Source organism: Pseudomonas sp. (genome assembly GCF_028293835.1).
GTDB lineage: Bacteria > Pseudomonadota > Gammaproteobacteria > Pseudomonadales > Pseudomonadaceae > Aquipseudomonas.
In genome coordinates, this window is sequence record NZ_JAQGNX010000014.1 from 1 (window position 1) to 20,446 (window position 20,446).

General features: G+C 57.9%; 17 protein-coding genes. 10 read left to right on the forward strand and 7 right to left on the reverse strand.

Features of this window, described 5'->3' with window-relative positions; translation table 11 throughout:
• Positions 1-262 precede the first annotated feature (262 nt).
• Positions 263-1,825, reverse strand: coding sequence for an AhpA/YtjB family protein (locus tag JWR17_RS01650; RefSeq protein WP_299827666.1), 1,563 nt, complete (start codon positions 1,823-1,825; stop codon positions 263-265).
• Positions 1,826-1,955: 130 nt separating this feature from the next.
• Here JWR17_RS01650 and serB point away from each other — a divergent pair, with 130 nt between their 5' ends.
• Positions 1,956-3,170: a phosphoserine phosphatase SerB gene (serB, locus tag JWR17_RS01655; protein ID WP_299827668.1), complete on the forward strand. Its 1,215-nt coding sequence runs from the start codon at positions 1,956-1,958 to the stop codon at positions 3,168-3,170.
• A gap of 160 nt (positions 3,171-3,330) precedes the next feature.
• Here the strand turns inward: serB and JWR17_RS01660 are convergent, their stop codons facing one another.
• From JWR17_RS01660 to JWR17_RS01675, 4 genes are all read right to left on the reverse strand, one after another.
• Positions 3,331-5,112: a molecular chaperone gene (locus JWR17_RS01660; protein ID WP_299827670.1), complete on the reverse strand. Its 1,782-nt coding sequence runs from the start codon at positions 5,110-5,112 to the stop codon at positions 3,331-3,333.
• 176 nt (positions 5,113-5,288) lie between these two features.
• Positions 5,289-6,152, reverse strand: a complete 864-nt coding sequence (gene asd, locus JWR17_RS01665) for an archaetidylserine decarboxylase (protein WP_299827672.1) — start codon at positions 6,150-6,152, stop codon at positions 5,289-5,291.
• A 49-nt stretch (positions 6,153-6,201) separates the two neighbouring features.
• On the reverse strand, positions 6,202-7,017 hold the full coding sequence (locus tag JWR17_RS01670) for a rhodanese-like domain-containing protein (protein ID WP_299827674.1): 816 nt from the start codon (positions 7,015-7,017) through the stop codon (positions 6,202-6,204).
• Between the two features lie 37 nt (positions 7,018-7,054).
• Positions 7,055-8,590 carry an HDOD domain-containing protein gene (locus JWR17_RS01675; protein ID WP_299827676.1) on the reverse strand — a complete coding sequence of 512 codons (1,536 nt, stop codon included), beginning with the start codon at positions 8,588-8,590 and terminating at the stop codon, positions 7,055-7,057.
• 207 nt (positions 8,591-8,797) lie between these two features.
• On the opposite strand from JWR17_RS01675, the gene motA reads away from it, so the two are divergent.
• Both motA and motB read left to right on the forward strand, forming a co-directional pair.
• Entirely contained in the window at positions 8,798-9,649 is an 852-nt protein-coding gene (gene motA, locus JWR17_RS01680; protein WP_299827678.1) for a flagellar motor stator protein MotA, read from the forward strand.
• A gap of 3 nt (positions 9,650-9,652) precedes the next feature.
• Positions 9,653-10,705 (forward strand): flagellar motor protein MotB, encoded by a 1,053-nt coding sequence (gene motB, locus JWR17_RS01685; protein WP_299827680.1) that lies wholly within the window; start codon positions 9,653-9,655, stop codon positions 10,703-10,705.
• Between the two features lie 92 nt (positions 10,706-10,797).
• Here motB and rsgA read toward each other — a convergent pair whose 3' ends face one another.
• Positions 10,798-11,829 carry a small ribosomal subunit biogenesis GTPase RsgA gene (gene rsgA, locus JWR17_RS01690; RefSeq protein WP_299827682.1) on the reverse strand — a complete coding sequence of 344 codons (1,032 nt, stop codon included), beginning with the start codon at positions 11,827-11,829 and terminating at the stop codon, positions 10,798-10,800.
• A gap of 99 nt (positions 11,830-11,928) precedes the next feature.
• On the opposite strand from rsgA, the gene orn reads away from it, so the two are divergent.
• Both orn and JWR17_RS01700 read left to right on the forward strand, forming a co-directional pair.
• Complete coding sequence (gene orn, locus JWR17_RS01695) at positions 11,929-12,465, forward strand: oligoribonuclease (protein ID WP_299827684.1); 537 nt, start codon at positions 11,929-11,931, stop codon at positions 12,463-12,465.
• A 114-nt stretch (positions 12,466-12,579) separates the two neighbouring features.
• Positions 12,580-13,194 carry a trimeric intracellular cation channel family protein gene (locus tag JWR17_RS01700; RefSeq protein WP_299827686.1) on the forward strand — a complete coding sequence of 205 codons (615 nt, stop codon included), beginning with the start codon at positions 12,580-12,582 and terminating at the stop codon, positions 13,192-13,194.
• 107 nt (positions 13,195-13,301) lie between these two features.
• Here JWR17_RS01700 and queG read toward each other — a convergent pair whose 3' ends face one another.
• Positions 13,302-14,381, reverse strand: coding sequence for a tRNA epoxyqueuosine(34) reductase QueG (gene queG, locus JWR17_RS01705; RefSeq protein WP_299827687.1), 1,080 nt, complete (start codon positions 14,379-14,381; stop codon positions 13,302-13,304).
• A 63-nt stretch (positions 14,382-14,444) separates the two neighbouring features.
• On the opposite strand from queG, the gene JWR17_RS01710 reads away from it, so the two are divergent.
• The 5 genes from JWR17_RS01710 to miaA form a co-directional block, all read left to right on the forward strand.
• Positions 14,445-15,944, forward strand: a complete 1,500-nt coding sequence (locus tag JWR17_RS01710; RefSeq protein WP_299827689.1) for an NAD(P)H-hydrate dehydratase — start codon at positions 14,445-14,447, stop codon at positions 15,942-15,944.
• Positions 15,932-16,402 (forward strand): tRNA (adenosine(37)-N6)-threonylcarbamoyltransferase complex ATPase subunit type 1 TsaE, encoded by a 471-nt coding sequence (gene tsaE, locus JWR17_RS01715; protein WP_299827691.1) that lies wholly within the window; start codon positions 15,932-15,934, stop codon positions 16,400-16,402. The genes JWR17_RS01710 and tsaE overlap by 13 nt, the downstream gene beginning before the upstream one ends.
• Positions 16,403-16,417: 15 nt before the next feature.
• Positions 16,418-17,836: an N-acetylmuramoyl-L-alanine amidase gene (locus tag JWR17_RS01720; RefSeq protein ID WP_299827693.1), complete on the forward strand. Its 1,419-nt coding sequence runs from the start codon at positions 16,418-16,420 to the stop codon at positions 17,834-17,836.
• Positions 17,833-19,752, forward strand: coding sequence for a DNA mismatch repair endonuclease MutL (gene mutL / locus JWR17_RS01725; RefSeq protein WP_299827695.1), 1,920 nt, complete (start codon positions 17,833-17,835; stop codon positions 19,750-19,752). Before JWR17_RS01720 ends, mutL begins: the two co-directional genes overlap by 4 nt.
• On the forward strand, positions 19,752-20,446 hold a 695-nt coding region (miaA, locus tag JWR17_RS01730; protein WP_299827697.1), incomplete at its 3' end, for a tRNA (adenosine(37)-N6)-dimethylallyltransferase MiaA. The genes mutL and miaA, both read left to right, overlap by 1 nt.

The window sequence follows — 20,446 nt, forward strand, 5'->3', positions numbered from 1 at the left end:
ATAGCGCCGTTGAGCTTCTTTATAACTCAACTCGCCTTTTTCAACCTGATCAACAACCGCCAATTTAAAAGCGAGCGTGTAATCGCGCTGACTGCGCCTTTTCCCTGAATCCATTACGTCCTCCTGAAGATAGGTCAGAAGGTGTAAACCTTATTCAGGACGGGACACCACCCACAAAAAAGCCCGCAGCGATGCGGGCTTTTTGTTGGGTGTAGGGATAAGAAGCTCGCCAACAAGTTCACTCCTACAGCCGGGCTTTACCTTAAACCTTACGCCGGCTTTCGTGCATACGTGACAGTTGGCGTTCGAGCATTGATGGATACGGCTCCATCAAGCGCTCGACGCAGCACGCGCCTTCCGGGCTGGCGATGGGGCGGATGCGGGCGCGTTGGCGGATCAGCGGGTCGTCGTTGATCTTGCGCTCTACCAACAGCAGATTACGGCTGTGTTGCGACAAGGCCAGTGCGCTTTGTGCCGTTTCGGTCAGCAGCAAGTCGATCTGGCTGAGGCCAGATAGCCCGCTGCCCAGCGTCAGGCCCAATTGCAATTGCAGGGTAATGCCGCTGTCAGCGACTTCTATCTGCAATGCATGACTCAGGGCCCGCAGCAGTTCGCCGCAACAGATGGCATTGGTCAGGTAGTCGTCACCACTGTCCTGGCTGTTAAACAGCATCAATGTACTGCCGTCATTCAGTGTGTGCAGCTCACTTTGGTAAAGCGAGGCCGCCTGATCAATACAGTCGCGGTAGCGTTGCAGCAAATCAGTCAGGCGGGCACGGGGCAAACGACGCAATTGATCCTGAGCACCGAGTTGCACCGCCAGGACTGCGCTGTGCTGTGGAACCGACACGGCCGGTGCTTTCATTATGGGGATGGGCCGGATAATCGGCGCGGGTGTCGAGTGGTCGCGCAGATCAGCGAACGGGTCGTCCTCATCCTCTTCATCTTCTTCAGCGACAACCCGTCGTTGTGCCGTGATCTGTGGGCGAGGTTTCGGCGCTTCGTCAAAGTCGTTGTCGTGCAGGTCATCGCCAGCGAACATCGGCTCAGTGTCGTCGTCCGTTTCCGAATACAGATCGTCACTTTCGTCTTCATGGTGTTCGGGTTCAGGTATCTGCGCAGGCTCTGGTGGCTCAGGCGCAAATGATGCGTGCAGTTGGCGAGCAAGGTCGCCAATTTCATCCTGACGCTCGGTGGCTGGCGTATGTTCGTCGATATCTCGTAGCCACACGCGCAATTGCAGCAGCGGCGTTGAAATATAACGACCCAGACGTAAGCTCAACGCCAGCGACAACGCCAGCAGAATCCCACCGAGAATGGCCATGCTTTGTAAGCTGATGGTCATCGGTTGCTGAAATTGAGTCATGTCCAGGCTGATGCGCAAGTGCCCAGCCATCACATCCTGGAAGGTGATCTTGATCTCATACAAGCCTTCAGCCTCGCCCAACAAGCCGTTTTTCGGGCGTTGCCCGGCTTCGGCGAGTATCCGGTTGTCCACGCTGTAGATGGCGGCATGAGCCACCAGCGGATTCTTGACCAGATTGCCCAGCAGCACGTTCAGGCTAAGGATGTCGTTGGACACCAGTAGCTCAGTGGCGGACGTGGCTGTTTGCGTCGTCAGGGCCTGGCCCAGGGCGTCCGCCTGTTCGTGCATGGCCTGTTTGAACTGCAAGCCCATGACACCGGCGTAAATCAACAGCGCCACGGCGACGAGGATTACGTTATGGCTGGCGATACGCAAAGCAAGCGGCACACGGCGGTGGCGCAATGCCCGAAAGATCAGCAGGAAGAAGTTATCGGTTTTAACTGGCGTGGGCCGGTTCACTGAGCACGGCTCTTTTGGTGAAGTTGCCGCGCAGTATAACGACCGACCCATGTGCGGCAAAGCGCTCGCTGTGCCCGATGGTCACTGAAAATGGTTAGAATGCGGTTTTTTTCCACTGCGGGGGTGCGCCTTGCACGAAATCGTCCTGATAAACATCACCGGTGAAGACCGTCCTGGTCTCACCGCTGCCATCACTGGGGTACTCGCCCAGGGCGGCGTGAACATTCTTGATATTGGTCAGGCGGTGATTCACGACACCTTGTCTTTTGGCATCCTGGTTGAGATCCCAGGGACCGAGCAAGGTTCGTCGGTGCTCAAAGATATTTTATTTACAGCCTATAAGCTCGACCAGCAGGTGCGCTTCACGCCGGTGTCCGAACAGGATTATCAGCAATGGGTCGAGGGCCAAGGTAAAGCGCGGCACATCGTGACGCTATTGACACGCAAGGTCACGGCCGAGCAACTGCAGCGCGTCAGTTCCATCACGGCCAAGTACGGCCTGAATATCGATCAGATTGATCGTCTGTCAGGGCGTATGCCCCTGGACACGCCAGCTGATAAAGGCAAAGGCTGCATCGAGTTCTCGGTGCGCGGCGAACCGGCCGATCCCAAAGCGATGCAGGCTGAATTTCTCAGCGTGGCGCAAGAACTCAACGTCGATATCGCCTTCCAGCAGGACTCGTTGTTCCGGCGTAATCGGCGTCTGGCGGTATTTGATATGGACTCGACGCTGATCGAGGCCGAGGTCATCGACGAGTTGGCCAAGGCGGCGGGTATCGGTGAGTTGGTCTCGGAAATCACCGAGCGCGCCATGCGCGGGGAATTGGATTTTCGTGCCAGCTTCAAAGAGCGTCTGGCGTTGCTCAAAGGCCTGGACGTCAGCGTGCTGGACGAAATCGGCGCCTCGTTGCGCCTGACCGAAGGCGCAGAAACGTTGTTCGCGGAGCTCAAGCGTCTGGGCTACAAAACGGCAATCCTGTCGGGTGGCTTCACCTATTTCGCCAAGCAACTGCAAGCCAGGCTAGGCATCGACTATGTCTTCGCCAATGAATTGGAAGTCGTTGATGGAAAGGTCACTGGCGTTGCCATCGAGCCCATCGTCGATGCTCAGCGCAAGGCTGATTTACTGCGTGAATTGGCGCATAAAGAAGGTCTGAGCCTGGAGCAGACGATTGCCGTCGGCGATGGTGCCAACGACCTGCCGATGCTGGCAATTGCGGGCCTCGGGGTCGCATTCAGGGCTAAGCCGCTGGTAAAGCAATCGGCCAAACAGGCGATCTCGACGCTGGGGCTGGACGGCATCCTTTATCTGCTCGGCTTCCGCGACCGGGATGGGCGAAGCTGATAGGGGCGGCTGGACCTGTAGAAGACCACCTGTTGGCGATGCGTTGTACCTGATACACCGCGACCGGCCTCTCGCCAACACGTTGGCTCTTATCAAACAACGCATAACTTATTGACTTGAAAATAATCTGTAGGAGCTGCGCGACAGCGAGGCGTCTGGCCTACAACAACGTCCACAACGAATCGAATTCTTCTTCGTGTCCGGTCCCTGTGGGTTCCGGTTTGCGCGGGGCTTCGATGGTTTTATATTCAAACTGATTGAAGCTGCCGGTGCCAGCGCGGCGCTTGCCCAGGTCGGCGCGGTGTTCTTCGCCGCTGTTGTTGATCAGCACGTTCTGCCCTTCCTGGAACGGCAAGCGTGGCGCCAACAATGTCGCAGGTTGGTCGATAGAGCGCACTTCCGGCAATAACAACGCACGCAAGTAGGGACTGGCCGGGTCGGTGTTACGGGTCAATTGCAAGCCGCAGGGCTGGGCAAAAGGGGCGACCAACTCAATGCCCATTTGCGTGCCGCCGCTGCGTACCTGGCGAATCCAGCGCACTACCGCGATGCTCCAGCCTTGGCCGTTACCGTCTTGAATGCCGACCATTTCCCCGGCCTGCAATTGACTGGGCACCTCTTTTGGCCACGCCAGGCAATAACCGCCAGGGCTGTGATTGATGACGTTCAGTGCATAGATGGGAAATGTCTGTTGCGTGTTCGTCGCCGACTCGCCGCCGTCCACTTCAACGTGCTCGTACTGAATCTCTTCGTAGGAATGAGCTGCGGAGTTAGGGGAATTGTCGAACGCTATAGTCCAGGCTTCGCTCGCAGGGCTGTTCGAAAATTGAGCGCTGAATTGCGCGGCTTTGCTGACTGCAGGCAATTTAAGCAATTCACTGAACGACTTTTGACCGCCCAGATAATAGTGCAGGGCGCTCATGCCGATGCACAGCGTCAGGTGGCCTTGACCCACCGTGCGCTGAAAGGTGCGCTCCGAAACATCACCCCAGGCGGCTGCCAGGTGTTGCAACAAGTCCAGCGTGAAACCGTGGGGCACCAACAGCGGTGATTTGGCCCGTTTTTCTACGGGCAAATCCAGATAGTCCTTGATGGCGGCTGCCAGCGGCAGTGGGTTGATGCCCAGCAGGCTTGGTAATTGATCATCTAAATACAACGATTTATAGCGCGGCGGTGCATCAACCGATTGAGCGACAGCAAATAAGCTTGTGGCTTCGGCGGGTGATTGCAGTTTGACCAGGGCGCTCCACGGCTCAAGCACTTCGGCCAACCGACCAATATTCAGCTGGCGCATTTGATTGCAACGCGAACAACCCAGCAACACCGCCACCACGTAGGTCTGTTCGACGCTCAGGGTGCGGGTGTGGTTGGCGAGGCTGTCAGGTACGGCAATGTTGTGCAATTGATGCTGGCGGGCAATAAGGTAAATCTGATGCAGCTCTAGCCACGAGCCTTCTGGCACCGGGCAATACAGCTGGCTCGCACGGATAAGCGGACCATTGAGGCAATGCAATGCACGTTGTAAGGCGGTGGTCAGCAGTGTGGTGCGATCTTTGGTAAAGCGTGGGGCAATACGAATAATGATTTGCTTGTAGCCCACGGCCAAATGACTCTGTAGCGCCTGGCACAGGTTGGCCACTTTGCGCGGACGCTCATCGAGCACGATGGCTTGACTTAGAAAATGCCGCTCAAGGTTTTTGCAGACGTAATACACCTCGGTGCGCAGCAGTTCGAGCATCTGCAGGCGATTTTCACTGGGCGTCAGGAGTTGATTCAGCTCTCCGAGCGCCTTGTAAAGCAGTCGGGCAGTTTCGCCGAGGTTGGCTTTGGGCAATACGGAAATCCAGCGTTTCAGGTCGCGCGGCGTAGCTTCGCAGAACGACAGGCTCGACTGCGTAGGCGTGGGGACGCGCAACAACAGATGGAGGCTTGAATTACTCATGTGCCCGAAAAACTCCAATCTTGCAATGGCTCGACTTCAAACAAAGCCAGGTCCTGGCGCCGACTCTAGCAGCAACAGCTTGCGCTTACAGCCTTCTATAATCGAATCCCACGATGGCTGACGCTGGTAGCCGTCAGCTTATCGAGGGCGGTGCTGCCGTAGGGTGTGACTTGACGTCACACCCTTGCTGCCTGGCCTAGGGCCTGGCCCATCTGTACAGGACCGAGTGCTCCCAGCTGTTCTGTCCACTTCACCTGGTTCGGCCCAAACAAAACGATTGCGGTTGACCCCAGTTTGAAGCGTCCAAGCTCAGCGCCTTTTTCCAGATAGATAGGCGCGCGCGCCGCTTCGTCGTAACGCACGGTTTTCAGCTCGCGTTTGGGTGGCGTTACCAAGCCTGCCCATACCGTTTCGATTGAAGCAACGATCATGGCGCCGACCAATACCACCGCCATCGGGCCGCAATCGGTGTCGAACACGCAGACAACGCGTTCGTTGCGAGCAAACAGCTCAGGGACATTTTCGGCCGTTGTCTGGTTGACCGAGAAGATTCGTCCAGGCACATAGACCATTTCACGCAGTGTGCCAGCCAGCGGCATGTGTACCCGGTGATAGTCCTTTGGTGACAGGTAAACCGTTGCAAAGTCGCCGCCCATGAAGGGTGCAGACAGGTTCGCATCGCCGCCGAGCAATTCGAGCACGCTAAAGCTGTGACCCTTGGCCTGAAAAATTCGCCCGTGGTCAATCGGGCCCAGCTGGCTAATGGCGCCGTCGGCAGGGCTGAGGATCGCCCCTGGTGTCAGGTCCAGTGGCCGCGCACCGGGTTTCAGCGCGCGAGTGAAGAAATCATTGAAATGGTTGTAAGCAGTCAAATCTTCAACCAGCGCTTGTGACATGTCGACTTGATAACGTCGAGCGAACCAGGCGGTGAAAGCATTCTTGAACCAGCGCACCCGGCATTCTGCGATACAGCCCGCCAGGCGAGACAGCAAGTGGTGCGGCAACAAGTATTGGCTGAAAATAAACAAACGCTGTTTCATCAAGTTTCCTAACGTGTTCTAGATAGATAGCCACACTGGGTAGCGTGTCTTATTTTTCCACCGGCGTATCGGGGTGATTGCCCCATTCGCCCCACGAGCCGGCGTAACCTTTTACCCGTGGATAACCCAGCGATTTAGCCACCAGATAGGTGAAGCCTGAGCGGTGGTGGGTCTGGCAGTGGGTGATAACTTCTTTGTCCGGGGTGATACCCAGTTGTTCAAGTATCTGCGGCATGTCCTTGCGAATACGCAAGTTGCGCGTCGGGTCCATACCGGCAGTCCATTCAAAGTTCACGGCGCCCGGGACATGACCTGCTTTAGCTGCGAGCACTTTTTCGCCGGAATATTCCGTAGGCCCACGTGCATCCCAAATTGCCAGGTCGTCGGCGCCTAGGCGACTCTGCAAATATTCGCGGGTTGCCGTAGGTTCGCTGTGCAACGTTAACGGCACCGGGCCGCCGACATTTGCCGGTGCGACAGTGGACAAGGGTAGCTCTTCACTGCGCCAAGCGAGCAAACCGCCATCAAGGTAGTGATACCGGGAATGACCGATCACGTCCAGCAACCAGATGAAGCGCCCGGCCCAGCCGCCGCCTTCGTCGTCATAGACCACGTAGACCGCGTTCGGGTTATGCCCAAGTTCACCGAACAGCACTTCCAGTTGAGCCTGGGTGGGCAGCAAACCTGGCGCTGGCGCCTGGCCTGACTGGGTGCGTTTCGGGTCAACAAAACGCGCGCCTGGAATATGCCCGGCGCCGTAACTTGCGCTGCTGGTGAGGTCGACGATGATCAATTGCGGCGCTTCAAGACGCGCCAGCAGGTCGGCGGGCTCGATCACCAGCGGCAAGCTAGAGAATTCAGACATGTGAGGTCTCCAGAAAAAAAGAGGCGAATTGTACCAGTCAGACGTTGCGGTTGCTAAAGCTGCCGAGTGCGCGTTCGATGCACTGCGCCGTTTTACCGAACGCCTGCACGCTGATCTCTGAGAACGGCCCGCCGCCCTGATCTGCGAACACCAGCATCACGACGCGATCGTTGCTGCTAAGCGAGCGCAATAGCAAATGCTCGCCCGTGAACAGGGCTTTCAACTGACCGGGCAACAACGCCGAAAACTGCGCGGTGTTGGCGGGTGTCAAACGCAGTTGGGTTGGCTGCGCAAGCAATCGCTGCAATACGGTGCTGCCGGCAATGTTCAGGGTCAGGTTGGCCGCTTCTTTATCCAGTCCGGCAATTTGATGCACGCGCAGGATCGTCATGTTGCGGTCGGTCATCAACAGCATAACGCGCTGCATACCGCATGCCACCAAAGCGTCCCGGGCAAACGTCGTCAGATGCATGGCGTTGTTGAAGCGACTTGGCTCGATCAGTAACTCTGCACAGTACTTGCGCCATGCGGTCAGCGCTTCAGCAGACGGAGGCGAGGCGGGCAGCAGGCCGCGATGAATTCGTCGGGTATTCCGCGGCCAGATAAGTGCTTCGGCCGGGTGCCAAACACCAGGCGCCCAGTGGTTGCGAGCGCTCTGCGCTGCGTGTTGATGGATGTGCTGTTGTAACTCGGCCAGTGGAGTTTGCAAGTACAGGCTAGTCAGCAATTGCCAGCGTTGACTGTGCGAGCTGTCCCAGGCTTGTTGTGCCGACAGCGCGATACCGTTGGCCAGCAGGATGGTCATGGCGGGCTGATTAAACCAGCGGCGCAACGACGGCTCTGCATCGAGCATCTGCCGTTGATGCAATGGATGCAGATGGTCGCGAGCGATGCGTAACACTTTGACCAGCAGCCGACGCTCATCGATCAGCGAATGGTAACCCTGGGTGACCCACATCGGCAGGCGCCAGAGTTCGGCCAATGCCAAACATAGCTTAAGCAGGCTGACGCCGAATAACTCCTGCTCGACCGCCTGCGCTGACTCGCCCTTATGGATGACCCGCAGTTCCCAGCTTTCAAGCAGCTTGGGGTACGCGATCGCCATCGGCCACAGCGGCGACAAGAACAGCAAGCTGCCCCAATGGATGTCTTGCCACAGTCGTGCCAGTCTGCTGGAGAACAATCCGTTGGCCTGCTGGGTTGCATGTTGGCTGATCATTTGCAACTGACGCAGCGTCGTCGGAATTTCATCCCATTCCAAGGCCGGCAGCCGTTGCAGTAATTCTTCGGTGCGCTTGAGGCCCAAGCGATTAATCGCGACCTCCAGGCTTTCAGCAGGCTCAGTCACGCCGTTGCTGTGATGGTTCGCTTCACGCAAGACGCACAGTACCAGTGCAGGGCTTTCCTGCATCAGTTCGGCGATGTCGCGCAATGAACGACGACTATCGCCCAACGCATCCAATACGCGGTCATGGCTGGCGACGGGCACGGGCAGGCGAATGCCGTCCAGCCGTTTAAGCCAGGCATCAAGGGTGCGCGGGGCAGTTAGCGGTGCTGACGATTCTTGTGACATGCAGGTAGCCTGTACGACAAATTATTAGGGCAATTTGCGGGTGTCAGTTTCACGGCGGCGCAGCGTCAAACGCCCGGCTCTACGGGCCGAACTGGCTTTTCGCCTTAACTGACTATAGTCTGGCGCACTTATGCCGATAAGTAGAGGAAGAGTTTCAACAACTTCCGCACATGACCCCGAAACCGACTCAGTAAGAACTCTCTCTATATGGCTAAAATTATCGGCATCATTGTCGTTTTCGCGAGCGTTCTCGGCGGATACGTCATGTCACACGGAAAAATTGCAGCGCTGATCCAGCCTTTTGAGGTCTTGATCATCGGCGGAGCGGCCTTTGGTGCGTTCCTTCAAGCCAACCCAGGGTATATGACCCTGCATGTGATCAAAAAGTCGCTGAAGATGTTCGGTTCGCGCTTCAGCCATACTTTTTATCTGGAAATTCTTGGCCTGGTCTATGAGATTCTCAACAAAAGCCGCCGTGAAGGCATGATGGCGATTGAAGGGGATATCGAAGACGCGTCGGCCAGCCCGATTTTTGCCAAGTACCCTGCTGTGCTCAAAGACGACCGTATGACAGCCTACATCTGCGATTACTTGCGGATCATGTCGTCAGGCAACATGGCGCCCCATGAGCTTGAAGGCTTGTTCGACATGGAACTGCAAAGCATGAAGGAGGAGTTGGAGCATCCTTCACATGCGGTAACCGGCATCGCCGACGCCATGCCCGGCTTTGGTATCGTCGCTGCGGTACTCGGTATCGTTGTGACCATGGCTTCGCTGAGTGATGGCGACCAAGCGTCCATCGGCTTGCACGTAGGTGCAGCGCTGGTCGGTACGTTCTTCGGTATTCTGGCTGCTTACGGTTTCTTTGGTCCGCTGGCGACATCCCTGGCCCATGACGCCAAGGAAGAGCTCAACGTGTTCGAGTCCATCAAGGCTTCCTTGGTGGCGTCGGCTTCCGGCATGCCGCCTTCGTTGGCAGTGGAATTCGGTCGCAAGGTCTTGTATCCCAAGCACCGCCCTAGCTTCAGCGAGCTTGAACAAGCCGTTCGCGGGCGCTGAGTCATGGAAAATAATCAGCCGATAATCGTCAAGCGCGTCAAGCGCTACGCCGCCGGGCATCACGGTGGCGCCTGGAAAATTGCCTTCGCTGACTTTGCGACAGCGATGATGGCGTTCTTTCTAGTGCTATGGCTAATGTCGTCTGCAACGCCACAGCAGAAAATCCAGATTGCCGGTTACTTCAAGGACCCCATCGGGTTCACCGAAAGTGGCACGCCCTACGTTATCGATTTGGGTGGTTCGCCAGCGCTGGCCCCTGATAAAACCTTGAACCCCGAGGTCAAGTCCGAGCCGCAGCCAGACAAGATCAAGATCGAAAGCGAGCAGGCCGAAACCCTGGCGGAGCAGGTCGAGCAAGAGCGTCTGGACATGCTGTTGCAAGAGTTGAAAACCAAGGTCGAAGAAAACCCGCAGCTGCAAAAATTCAAAGACCAGATCCAGCTCGATATCATTCAAGACGGGTTGCGTATCCAAATCATGGATGCTGAAAACCGGCCCATGTTCGACATTGGTAGCGCCCGCTTGAAGCCGTATTTCGAAGATATCCTGCTGGCCATGGCAGATACCATCAAGTCGGTGCCCAACAAGGTCAGCATCAGCGGCCATACCGATGCCACGCCTTATGCCAGTACGGGTGAGTTTGGCAACTGGGAGTTGTCGGCAAACCGGGCCAATGCCGCACGCAGAGCGCTGGTTGCGGGTGGTTACCCTGAGCTGCAAGTGGCCAGGGTGGTGGGATACGCCTCGTCCTCTTTATATGACAAGGAGCATCCACAAAGCCCAGTCAACCGCCGTATCGACATCGTCGTGCTGACCAAAAAAGCGCAGCAGCGCATCGAGGGTACGATGTCTCCGGCGCCCGGCAATACAGCGCCTGCAGACCCTACGTCAGGGCCACCGCCAGGGCCACCGCCAGGGCCTGACGCTGCGCCGGGCGTACCTGGCGCATCAAATGCGCCAGTCGATCCGAAAGCTCCGGTACAAGCCCATGAGCTTCGGCAAAAATTGAATATTTTTGAAGACGGCACGCTGAAGCTGGACGAGACCAAGGAGTAGTTTGTGGCGGTGCTCTCTGTAGGAGCCAATTGTTGGCGAGACACACCTTACGGTATGTCTGTCTGGCCTACAGAGGGGTGGCTTTCGTTTAATCAGTAACTGGTTTCCGGCAAGCTGGCGATGATCGAGCGGTAGCTGTTCATCCGTTGCTGCTGTACGCGGCCTTCTTCAAGGGCTTTAAGCAGCGCGCAGCCGGGTTCGCGGTCATGTTTGCAATCGCGGAACCTGCAGGTGCCAATCAAGTTATTGAATTCGATGAAACCGGCTTCCACATCCGCACGGCTGACGTGGCCAAGACCGAACTCGCGAATACCCGGGGAATCGACCAGATCGCCACCGCCAGGAAAGTGGAACAGGCGAGCGGTGGTCGTGGTGTGGGTGCCTTGGCCGGACTGTTCCGACAGCGGACCTACGCGCGCTTCGACTTCTGGCAGCAAGCTGTTCACCAGCGATGACTTACCGACGCCAGACTGACCCACAAACACACTGATACGCCCGTCCAGCTGAGTTTGCAGCTGTTGCATGCCGTCGCCATGGTGTGCAGACACTTCCAGCAACGGATAACCCAACTGCCGATACACAGCCAGTAACGCATTCAGCGCAGGGGCGTTTTGATCGTCAATCAGGTCGGCCTTGTTCAGCAGCAACAAAGGCCGAATGCCCGCGTGCTCCGCCGCCACCAGATAACGGTCGATCAGGTTGGCGTGGGGTTCAGGCAGTGGTGCAAAAACGATCACGATCATGTCGACGTTGGCCGCCACGGGCTTCAATTGGCCGCGGCTGTCTGGGCGGCAAAGCTCAGTGGTACGTGGCAATTGTGCAACGATGACACCGATTCCCTGATTGCCGGCACGCCAGACAACCCGATCACCGGTAACCAATGCGGGGAGGTTGGCGCGCAAGTGGCAACGGAACACCTGACCGGATTCTTCGCCTTCCTGTGCTTCGACTTCGACCTGTACGCCGAAGTGCGCGATCACCAGCCCTGTTTGCTCGGGGCCGAGGTCGCCGCCCTCAAGGGTTTCAAGGGTTGCCGATTCACGTTTGGCAGCACGCGCAGCGCGCTCGCCCTGAATCTTTTCGATGCGCCAGTTTTGGCGACGGTTGAGTTGGCGTTTGGCCATGGGTGTTCCGATTTGATAAAGCAGCTGATTAGGTAAACGCGAAGGAGTCTAGCACGCTCGGCTAGGCTAAACTGCGCGCCTAAGTTGAGGAGCGCTGACATGCAGAACAAGCAAAATCTGATTTGGATAGACCTGGAAATGACCGGTCTTGACCCCGACACCGACGTCATTATTGAAATGGCGACCATCATTACCGATAGCGAACTGAACACGTTGGCGGAAGGTCCGGTGATTGCTGTGCATCAAAGCGATGAAACATTGGCCGCCATGGACGAGTGGAATACCCGTCAGCACGGCGGTTCTGGCCTGGTTCAACGGGTCCGTGACAGCCGCATCAGCGCTGGCGAAGCCGAAGCGCAAACCCTGGCGTTCATTCAGCAATGGGTGCCAGAGCGTAGCTCGCCGATCTGCGGCAACAGCATCTGCCAGGATCGTCGCTTCCTGTACCGTCACATGCCGCTGCTGGAAAATTATTTCCACTATCGCAACCTTGATGTCTCCACCCTTAAAGAGCTGGCTGCACGTTGGGCGCCGACATTAAAGTACGCAAAAGGCGGCACCCACCTGGCGCTGGACGATATCCGCGAGTCCATCGGCGAACTGCGCTATTACCGTGAACACTTTATTAAGGTGTAATCGGCATTCATACCGGAACGATGCACGCGGCCTGTACAGGCCAAATTTCGGTCCTGCAGGGGCAGCTTAAAATTGACTGTTTAGACTGCGCGCCTTAATCGCAGGGATGCCGCCATGTTGCTGATGCTTTATTTAGTCGCGATTACTGCCGAGGCTATGACCGGCGCCTTATCTGCGGGACGGCGCGGCATGGACTGGTTTGGCGTGGTGCTGATTGCCTGCGTCACGGCGTTGGGTGGCGGTTCCGTTCGCGACGTACTGCTGGGTAATTACCCGCTGACTTGGGTCAAACACCCGGAATACCTGATTCTTACCAGCGTTGCGGCCTTGGTGACGATCTTTATCGCACCGTTGATGCGTCATCTGCGCTCATTGTTCCTGGTGCTCGATGCTTTGGGTCTGGTCGCATTTACTCTGATCGGCTGCACCACCGCCCTGGAAACCGGCAACGGCTTGATGGTGGCCTCGGTCTGCGGGGTCATCACGGGGGTATTTGGCGGGATTCTGCGGGACATCTTCTGTAACGACATCCCCTTGGTATTCCGGCGCGAACTGTATGCCAGTGTTTCCTTTGCCGCGGCGTGGTGCTTTTTACTCTGTCATTACATGGGACTGCCCAGCGAACAAGCGATTCTGATCACCCTGTCGGGCGGTTTGCTGTTCAGGCTACTGGCGATCCGGTTCTGCTGGGAAATGCCCAAGTTCGTTTATCGCGACATGCCGGAATAACGGATGCCATCCCTCAATTTGTAGGAGCCAACTTGTTGGCGAGACGGCCTGGAATGTGTCAGACGCATTGTCTCGCCAACAAGTTGGCTCATACAGAGGGTCGAATATCACCGCCCATGCTGCCGCAACGCCCATTCGACGTGTTCTTTGACCAACTCCGAGGGGTATCCGCGCCTTGCTTCCAGGGCTTCCAGCACCGGAATGGTCGACGGCGCGTTACCCAGTCCGACCGCCAAGTTGCGCAACCAGCGTTCATACCCTGCGCGGCGTAAGGGCGAACCTTCGGTATTGCTCAGGAACGTGTCTTCATCCCATAAAAACAACTCAGCGAGCCCGGCATTGTCGAGGTTGTGCCGTGGCTGAAAATCCCCTTGGCCGGTGGGGCGGGCGAAGCGGTTCCACGGGCAGACGATCTGACAGTCATCGCAACCAAACACGCGGTTACCAATCATTGGACGCAGTTCTTCAGGAATCGCTGTTTTAAGCTCGATGGTCAGGTAGGAAATACACCGTCGGGCGTCCAGTTGGTAAGGGCCGACAAAGGCTGCCGTTGGGCAAATGTCCATGCACGCCGTGCACGTTCCACAATGTTCACTGGCGTGGGGCGGATCTACCGGCAACGCCAGATCGACGAACAATTCACTGAGGAAGAAGTAGCTCCCGGCTTTGCGGTTAAGCACCAGCGTATTTTTACCAATCCAGCCCAACCCGGCTTTTTCCGCAATGGCTTTCTCAAGAACCGGTGCGCTGTCGACGAACGCCCTATAACCAAACGGGCCGATGACTTGCTGGATGCGCTCAGCCAATTGCTGAACGCGCTTGCGAATCAGCTTGTGGTAATCGCGGCCCAATGCGTACCGCGAGACGTAGGCCTTTTCCGAATCGGCCAAACGCTGAACCATTTCGGTGTCGCCTGGCAGATAATCCATGCGCAGCGACACCACGCGCAACGTACCGGGCACTAACTCCTCCGGGTGCGAACGTTTGCTGCCGTGGGCTGCCATATAGTCCATCGCACCGTGATACCCGGCATCCAGCCAGCGCTGTAAATGCTGCTCATGTTCGCCCAAATCCAGGTCAGTAATCCCGACTTGTTGGAAGCCCAGCTCGCGACCCCAGTCCTTGATCGATTGGGCGAGGGCGGCCAGGTCGGCAGTAATTGGCTGATCGGCAGTAATAACGGGCATGCGAAGAGAGAAACCGGGGCTGAGGTGCGTATAATTCTGCCAGACATCGGAGCCCGATAACGCATGCAACTCACTAAACAGCAATTACCCGACGCACTGTACAACGCTGCACAGGTGCGCGACCTCGATGCCCGGCTAATTGCCGCGGGCACGACGGGCCTGGAATTGATGCGGCGGGCCGCCAATGCCACATGGCGCGCGCTGCGCCTGCGCTGGCCCGATGCCCATGAATTAACGGTAATGGCCGGTCACGGCAACAACGCCGGTGACGGTTATTTAGTGGCTGCGCTGGCCAAGCGTGCAGGGTGGAAAGTGCAGGTGCTTGCGGTGGTTGATCCGTCGCGATTGTCCGGTGACGCTGCCCACGCCCATGCTGACGCCGTGAGCGAAGGCGTCGGTATCCACCGCTGGTCCGCAGATCAGGCATTGAGCGGCATCGTCCTGGACGCATTGCTCGGCACTGGCCTGAGCGGCGACGTGCGTGAGCCTTACCTTGGCGCGATCAACGCTATTAATGCCAGCGGCCTGCCCGTGGTGGCGGTGGATATTCCGTCCGGTTTGTCCGCAGACACCGGCGCCACACTGGGTGTCGTGGTGCAGGCCCAGCTTACCGTGACCTTTATCGGTCTGAAGCTGGGCTTGCTGACCGGCGATGCCGCAGATGCGGTGGGCGCGCTGGTGTTCGATGACCTGCAAGCAGACCCGGCCATTGTCGAGCAAATCCCGGTCAGCGCTCGGCGACTGGATGGATTCAACGCGCCACGCCTGGCGCCTCGTCCCGCGACCGCCAACAAGGGCATGTTTGGTCGAGTGCTGCTTATTGGCGGTGATCACGGCTTTGGCGGAGCCATTCTGTTGTCGTCCGAATGTGCATTGCGCAGTGGCGCAGGCATGGTGACCCTGGCGACTCGCCAAGAACATGTACCTGCTGCCCTGAGCCGGCTACCGGAAGTGATGTGTGCAGGCATCGACTCTTCCAATCAGCTGGGTGCGCTGATTGAGCCTTCGGCGGTGTTGGTAGTCGGGCCGGGTCTTGGGCAGAAGGCCTGGGGCCGAGCATTGTTATCGGCGGCCGCCAATGCGCCGCGCCCTCAAGTATGGGATGCCGACGCCTTGAATCAATTGTCCCAGGGTTGGGTGACGTTGCCGCCAGATAGCGTGATCACCCCACATCCCGGCGAAGCAGCGCGTTTGCTGGGCATCAGCACCAAGGAAGTCCAGGCAGATCGGCCGGCCGCAGCGCACGCACTGGCGCAAAAATATAAAACGGTCGTGGTGCTCAAAGGTTCGGGCAGTTTGATCGCTGATGTTGATGGGCGCCTGGCCTTGTGTGATCACGGTCACCCTGCCATGGCCACCGCTGGTTTAGGCGATGTATTAGCGGGTGTGATCGGCGCATTGATGGCGCAGAAGCTGCCTGCTTTCGAAGCCGCGTGCCTGGCGGTCTGGTTGCATGCCCGCGCGGGTGAACATGCAGGCACAAAGGGCCGGGGCATGGCCGCCACCGATTTGATTCCAGCCATTCGTCAGTTATTGGAGGAGCATTCACCGTGTCTGAACTAACGCTGCATATGGCCAATGAAGACGCCATGATGAGCTTCGGTTCGCGTATTGCACAGGTCACAGCCGGACTGGGGGTGATCTTTCTGGAGGGGGATCTGGGCGCGGGCAAGACCACCCTGTCACGCGGCATTATTCGGGGCTTCGGTCACGTGGGAGCGGTAAAAAGCCCGACGTTCACCTTGGTCGAACCTTACGAGATCGGTAAGATTCGCGCCTATCACTTTGATCTGTATAGGCTGGTTGATCCCGAAGAGCTAGAGTACATGGGATTCCGGGATTATTTCGATGGCGGGGCGCTTTGCCTGATCGAATGGCCCCAAAAAGGTGCAGGTTTTTTGCCAAAGCCCGACCTGACCATTACCATTGGGCCGCATGCAGAGGGTCGAGCGCTGACTTTGCAGTCAGAAAGCTCCCGTGGTGATACCTGGTGTGCCGTTTTGGCTTTGGAATTTCAATAAATGATGGGGTTAGGTATGCGCATGCGCGCGCTGGTTACTGTTGTAGGTCTGCTGCTGACGGCACTGGCTGTCGATGCTTTAGCGGCCTCTCAGGTGCGAAGTGTTCGCCTCTGGCGTGCGCCGGATAATACGCGACTGGTTTTCGATCTTTCGGGCCCTGTACAGCACAGCGTGTTTACCCTTACATCGCCGGATCGTTTGGTCATCGACATCAATGGCGCAACCATGGCCGCTCCGCTGAAATTGTCGACGGCCAATACGCCCATCACCAGCATGCGCTCGGCACAACGCACACCCACTGACCTGCGCGTGGTCATCGACCTGAAAAAAGCGGTGACGCCTAAAAGCTTCATGCTGGCGCCGAACCAGCAGTACGGTAATCGACTGGTTGTCGATTTGTTTGATGACGCCGCTGACGCCAACCCAAGCCCAACTATTCCGGACACTGCAGCCAACACCGCCCCTGCTGTACCGGTCAGTCCGGCCAAGCCCGAAATCAAACTGACGCCCGTGCCCAATGGCAAGCGCGACATCGTGATTGCCATCGACGCCGGTCATGGCGGCGAAGATCCAGGCGCAGGCGGCGCACGCGGTCAGAAAGAGAAAGACATCGTGCTGTCCATCGCCAAGGAATTACAGCGTCAAATCAACGCGGAAAAAGGCTACCGTGCCGAACTGACCCGTACCGGCGACTACTTCATTCCGCTGCGTAAGCGCACCGAGATTGCCCGCAAGAAAGGCGCTGACCTGTTCGTTTCTATCCACGCCGACGCCGCGCCTTCTTCCGCCGCCTTTGGTGCTTCGGTATTCGCCTTGTCTGAGCGCGGTGCCACGTCGGAGACTGCGCGTTGGTTGGCGGACAGTGAAAACCGCTCTGACTTGATCGGCGGTGCCGGCGCAGTCAGTCTCGACGATAAGGACAAGATGTTGGCCGGGGTGCTGTTGGACTTGTCCATGACCGCTTCGCTGTCTTCCAGTCTCAACGTCGGGCAGAAAGTACTGAGCAACATTGGCCACGTTACATCGCTGCATAAGTCGCGGGTGGAACAGGCGGGGTTCATGGTGCTCAAATCGCCGGATATCCCGTCGATTCTGGTGGAAACCGGCTTTATCTCTAACGCCGCTGAAGCCGCGAAGCTCACAGGTGCGCCGCATCAACAGGCATTGGCTCGCTCGATCAGTGCTGGCGTGAAGCAGTTCTTCCAGCAAAACCCGCCCCAAGGCACCTACATAGCCTGGCTGCGCGACAACGGCAAAATTGTCCAGGGGCCGCGTGATCACACGGTCCAGTCGGGTGAAACCCTGGCAATGATCGCGGTGCGTTATCAGGTAACTGTCGGCAGTCTGCGCAACGCTAACGACCTCAAATCCGATGAGTTGCTGATTGGTCAGCGCTTGAACATCCCGAACACTGCGTTGGTTGCTCAGCCATGACGCAATTGTTAGTCAGTGGTAGCGCTCGGATCGAACTGCTCAGTCCGCGGTTGGCCAACCAGATTGCGGCTGGCGAAGTCGTCGAGCGTCCGGCATCGGTGATCAAGGAATTGCTGGAAAACAGCCTCGACTCCGGCGCCAGGCGTATCGACATTGATGTCGAGCAGGCGGGCATCAAGTTGCTGCGAGTGCGCGATGACGGCGGCGGAATTTCCTCCGACGACTTGCCGTTGGCGTTGGCGCGCCACGCCACCAGCAAGATTCGTGAGTTGGAAGACCTGGAACGGGTCATGAGCCTTGGATTTCGCGGCGAGGCGCTGGCGTCCATCAGTTCCGTGGCGCGCTTGACCCTGACTTCGCGTACCAAAGACGCCGATCAAGCGTGGCAAGTTGAAACCGAAGGCCGGGACATGGCCTCCCGGGTGCAGCCCGCAGCGCACCCGGTAGGGACTTCAGTGGAAGTCCGCGACCTGTTCTTCAATACTCCCGCGCGCCGCAAGTTTCTCAAAGCGGAAAAAACCGAATTCGATCATCTGCAAGAGGTGATCAAACGCATGGCGTTGGCGCGTTTCGACGTTGCCTTTCACCTGCGGCACAACGGCAAAACCATTCTCAGCCTCCACGAAGCGAACGACGACAATGCGCGTGCCCGGCGGGTAGCGGCGATTTGTGGACCGGGCTTTCTGGAACAAGCGCTGCCCATAGAGGTTGAACGCAATGGCCTGCATTTATGGGGCTGGGTCGGATTGCCGACGTTCTCGCGCAGTCAGGCAGACCTGCAGTACTTCTACGTCAACGGCCGTGCCGTGCGCGACAAACTGGTGGCGCACGCGGTCCGCCAGGCGTACCGCGACGTGTTGTTCAACGGCCGTCACCCGACATTTGTACTGTTTTTCGAGGTGGACCCTGCCGTCGTAGACGTTAACGTGCACCCGACCAAGCACGAAGTGCGCTTCCGTGACGGCCGCATGGTTCACGATTTCCTGTACGGCACCTTGCACCGCGCCCTTGGCGATGTGCGGCCCGAAGATCACCTGAATGGCGCGGCGCCGGTGACAGCAATCGTGCGTCCTACTGGCCCGGACGCGGGGGAATTTGGCCCTCAGGGCGAAATGCGCCTGGCGAACAATCTGCTGGAACAACCCCAGGCTGAACCGTACGCAAGGCCTGCCGGCACTGGCTCGGGGGCGGGTTATCAATATCAGTATTCGCCGCCTCGTGCGGGGGCTGTATTGCCCGCCGCCGAAGCGCAAAACGCTTATCGTGAATTTTTTGCGCCGCTGCCGGGCGCGGGTGCGGGCTCGGCGCCATTGCCGGACTCGCAAGACGATATTCCGCCGCTGGGTTACGCCTTGGCGCAGCTCAAGGGCATTTATATCCTCGCTGAAAACGCCCACGGCCTGGTGCTGGTGGACATGCACGCGGCCCACGAGCGAATCATGTACGAGCGCTTGAAGATCGCTATGGCCAGCGAAGGGCTGAGCGGACAGCCGTTGCTGGTCCCAGAGTCCATCGCCGTGAGCCAGCGGGAGGCTGACTGCGCCGAAGAGCACATGGACTGGTTCCAGCGTCTGGGCTTCGAGTTGCAGCGATTAGGGCCGGAAACCCTGGCGATTCGGCAGATTCCCGCGCTGCTCAAACAGGCCGAAGCCAATCGGCTGGTGCATGACGTGTTGGCCGATCTGATGGAGTACGGCACCAGTGACCGTATTCAGGCGCACCTCAATGAATTACTCGGCACCATGGCCTGCCACGGCGCGGTGCGTGCGAATCGGCGTCTGGCCTTGCCGGAAATGAACGGTTTGCTGCGGGATATGGAAAACACTGAGCGCAGCGGCCAGTGCAACCACGGTCGTCCCACCTGGACCCAGATGGGTCTGGATGATCTGGACAAACTTTTCCTGCGCGGTCGCTGATGGACACTCTGCCTCCGGCCATCTTCCTCATGGGGCCTACCGCTGCGGGCAAGACCGACCTGGCCATGGAATTGACCAAAGCGCTGCCGTGCGAACTGATCAGCGTTGACTCGGCGCTGGTGTATCGCGGCATGGACATCGGTACAGCCAAGCCCTCCAAAGAGCAGTTGGCGGAGTTTCCGCACCGGTTGATCGATATTCTCGATCCCGCGCAAAGCTATTCCGCCGCTGCTTTTCGCAGCGATGCACTGGCGGCCATGGCCGAAATCACCTCGCGGGGCAAAATTCCGCTGCTGGTGGGCGGCACCATGTTGTATTTCAAGGCGTTGCAGGACGGTTTGGCGGACATGCCGCCAGCGGATGCAACTGTTCGCGCACACCTGGAGGCCGAAGCCGCAGCCCTCGGCTGGCAAGACCTGCACGATCAATTGGCAGAAATTGATCCGGTTTCAGCGGCGCGGATTCATCCTAATGATCCCCAGCGGCTGATTCGAGCCCTTGAAGTTTATCGAGTGAGCGGTTTAAGCATGACCGCACACCGAGAGCAACAAACTGCTCAAAGTACTGAAGCAGCCGCCTCGGGCCGTCCTCAATTGCCCTATACTGTCGCCAAGTTGGCCATTGCTCCGCTGGATCGCCACTTGCTGCATGATCGAATTGCGCAACGATTTGTACAAATGTTGGAACAGTGGTT

Excerpts from the sequence above, each read along its gene's own strand:
- JWR17_RS01710 (WP_299827689.1), top strand. The coding sequence starts at position 14,445 with ATGCAACTCACTAAACAGCAATTACCCGACGCACTGTACAACGCTGCA.
- queG (WP_299827687.1), bottom strand. The coding sequence starts at position 14,381 with ATGCCCGTTATTACTGCCGATCAGCCAATTACTGCCGACCTGGCCGCC.
- orn (WP_299827684.1), top strand. The coding sequence starts at position 11,929 with ATGCAGAACAAGCAAAATCTGATTTGGATAGACCTGGAAATGACCGGT.
- asd (WP_299827672.1), bottom strand. The coding sequence starts at position 6,152 with ATGAAACAGCGTTTGTTTATTTTCAGCCAATACTTGTTGCCGCACCAC.
- JWR17_RS01660 (WP_299827670.1), bottom strand. The coding sequence starts at position 5,112 with ATGAGTAATTCAAGCCTCCATCTGTTGTTGCGCGTCCCCACGCCTACG.
- JWR17_RS01700 (WP_299827686.1), top strand. The coding sequence starts at position 12,580 with ATGTTGCTGATGCTTTATTTAGTCGCGATTACTGCCGAGGCTATGACC.
- rsgA (WP_299827682.1), bottom strand. The coding sequence starts at position 11,829 with ATGGCCAAACGCCAACTCAACCGTCGCCAAAACTGGCGCATCGAAAAG.
- JWR17_RS01670 (WP_299827674.1), bottom strand. The coding sequence starts at position 7,017 with ATGTCTGAATTCTCTAGCTTGCCGCTGGTGATCGAGCCCGCCGACCTG.
- mutL (WP_299827695.1), top strand. The coding sequence starts at position 17,833 with ATGACGCAATTGTTAGTCAGTGGTAGCGCTCGGATCGAACTGCTCAGT.
- JWR17_RS01720 (WP_299827693.1), top strand. The coding sequence starts at position 16,418 with ATGCGCATGCGCGCGCTGGTTACTGTTGTAGGTCTGCTGCTGACGGCA.
- JWR17_RS01675 (WP_299827676.1), bottom strand. The coding sequence starts at position 8,590 with ATGTCACAAGAATCGTCAGCACCGCTAACTGCCCCGCGCACCCTTGAT.
- motA (WP_299827678.1), top strand. The coding sequence starts at position 8,798 with ATGGCTAAAATTATCGGCATCATTGTCGTTTTCGCGAGCGTTCTCGGC.
- motB (WP_299827680.1), top strand. The coding sequence starts at position 9,653 with ATGGAAAATAATCAGCCGATAATCGTCAAGCGCGTCAAGCGCTACGCC.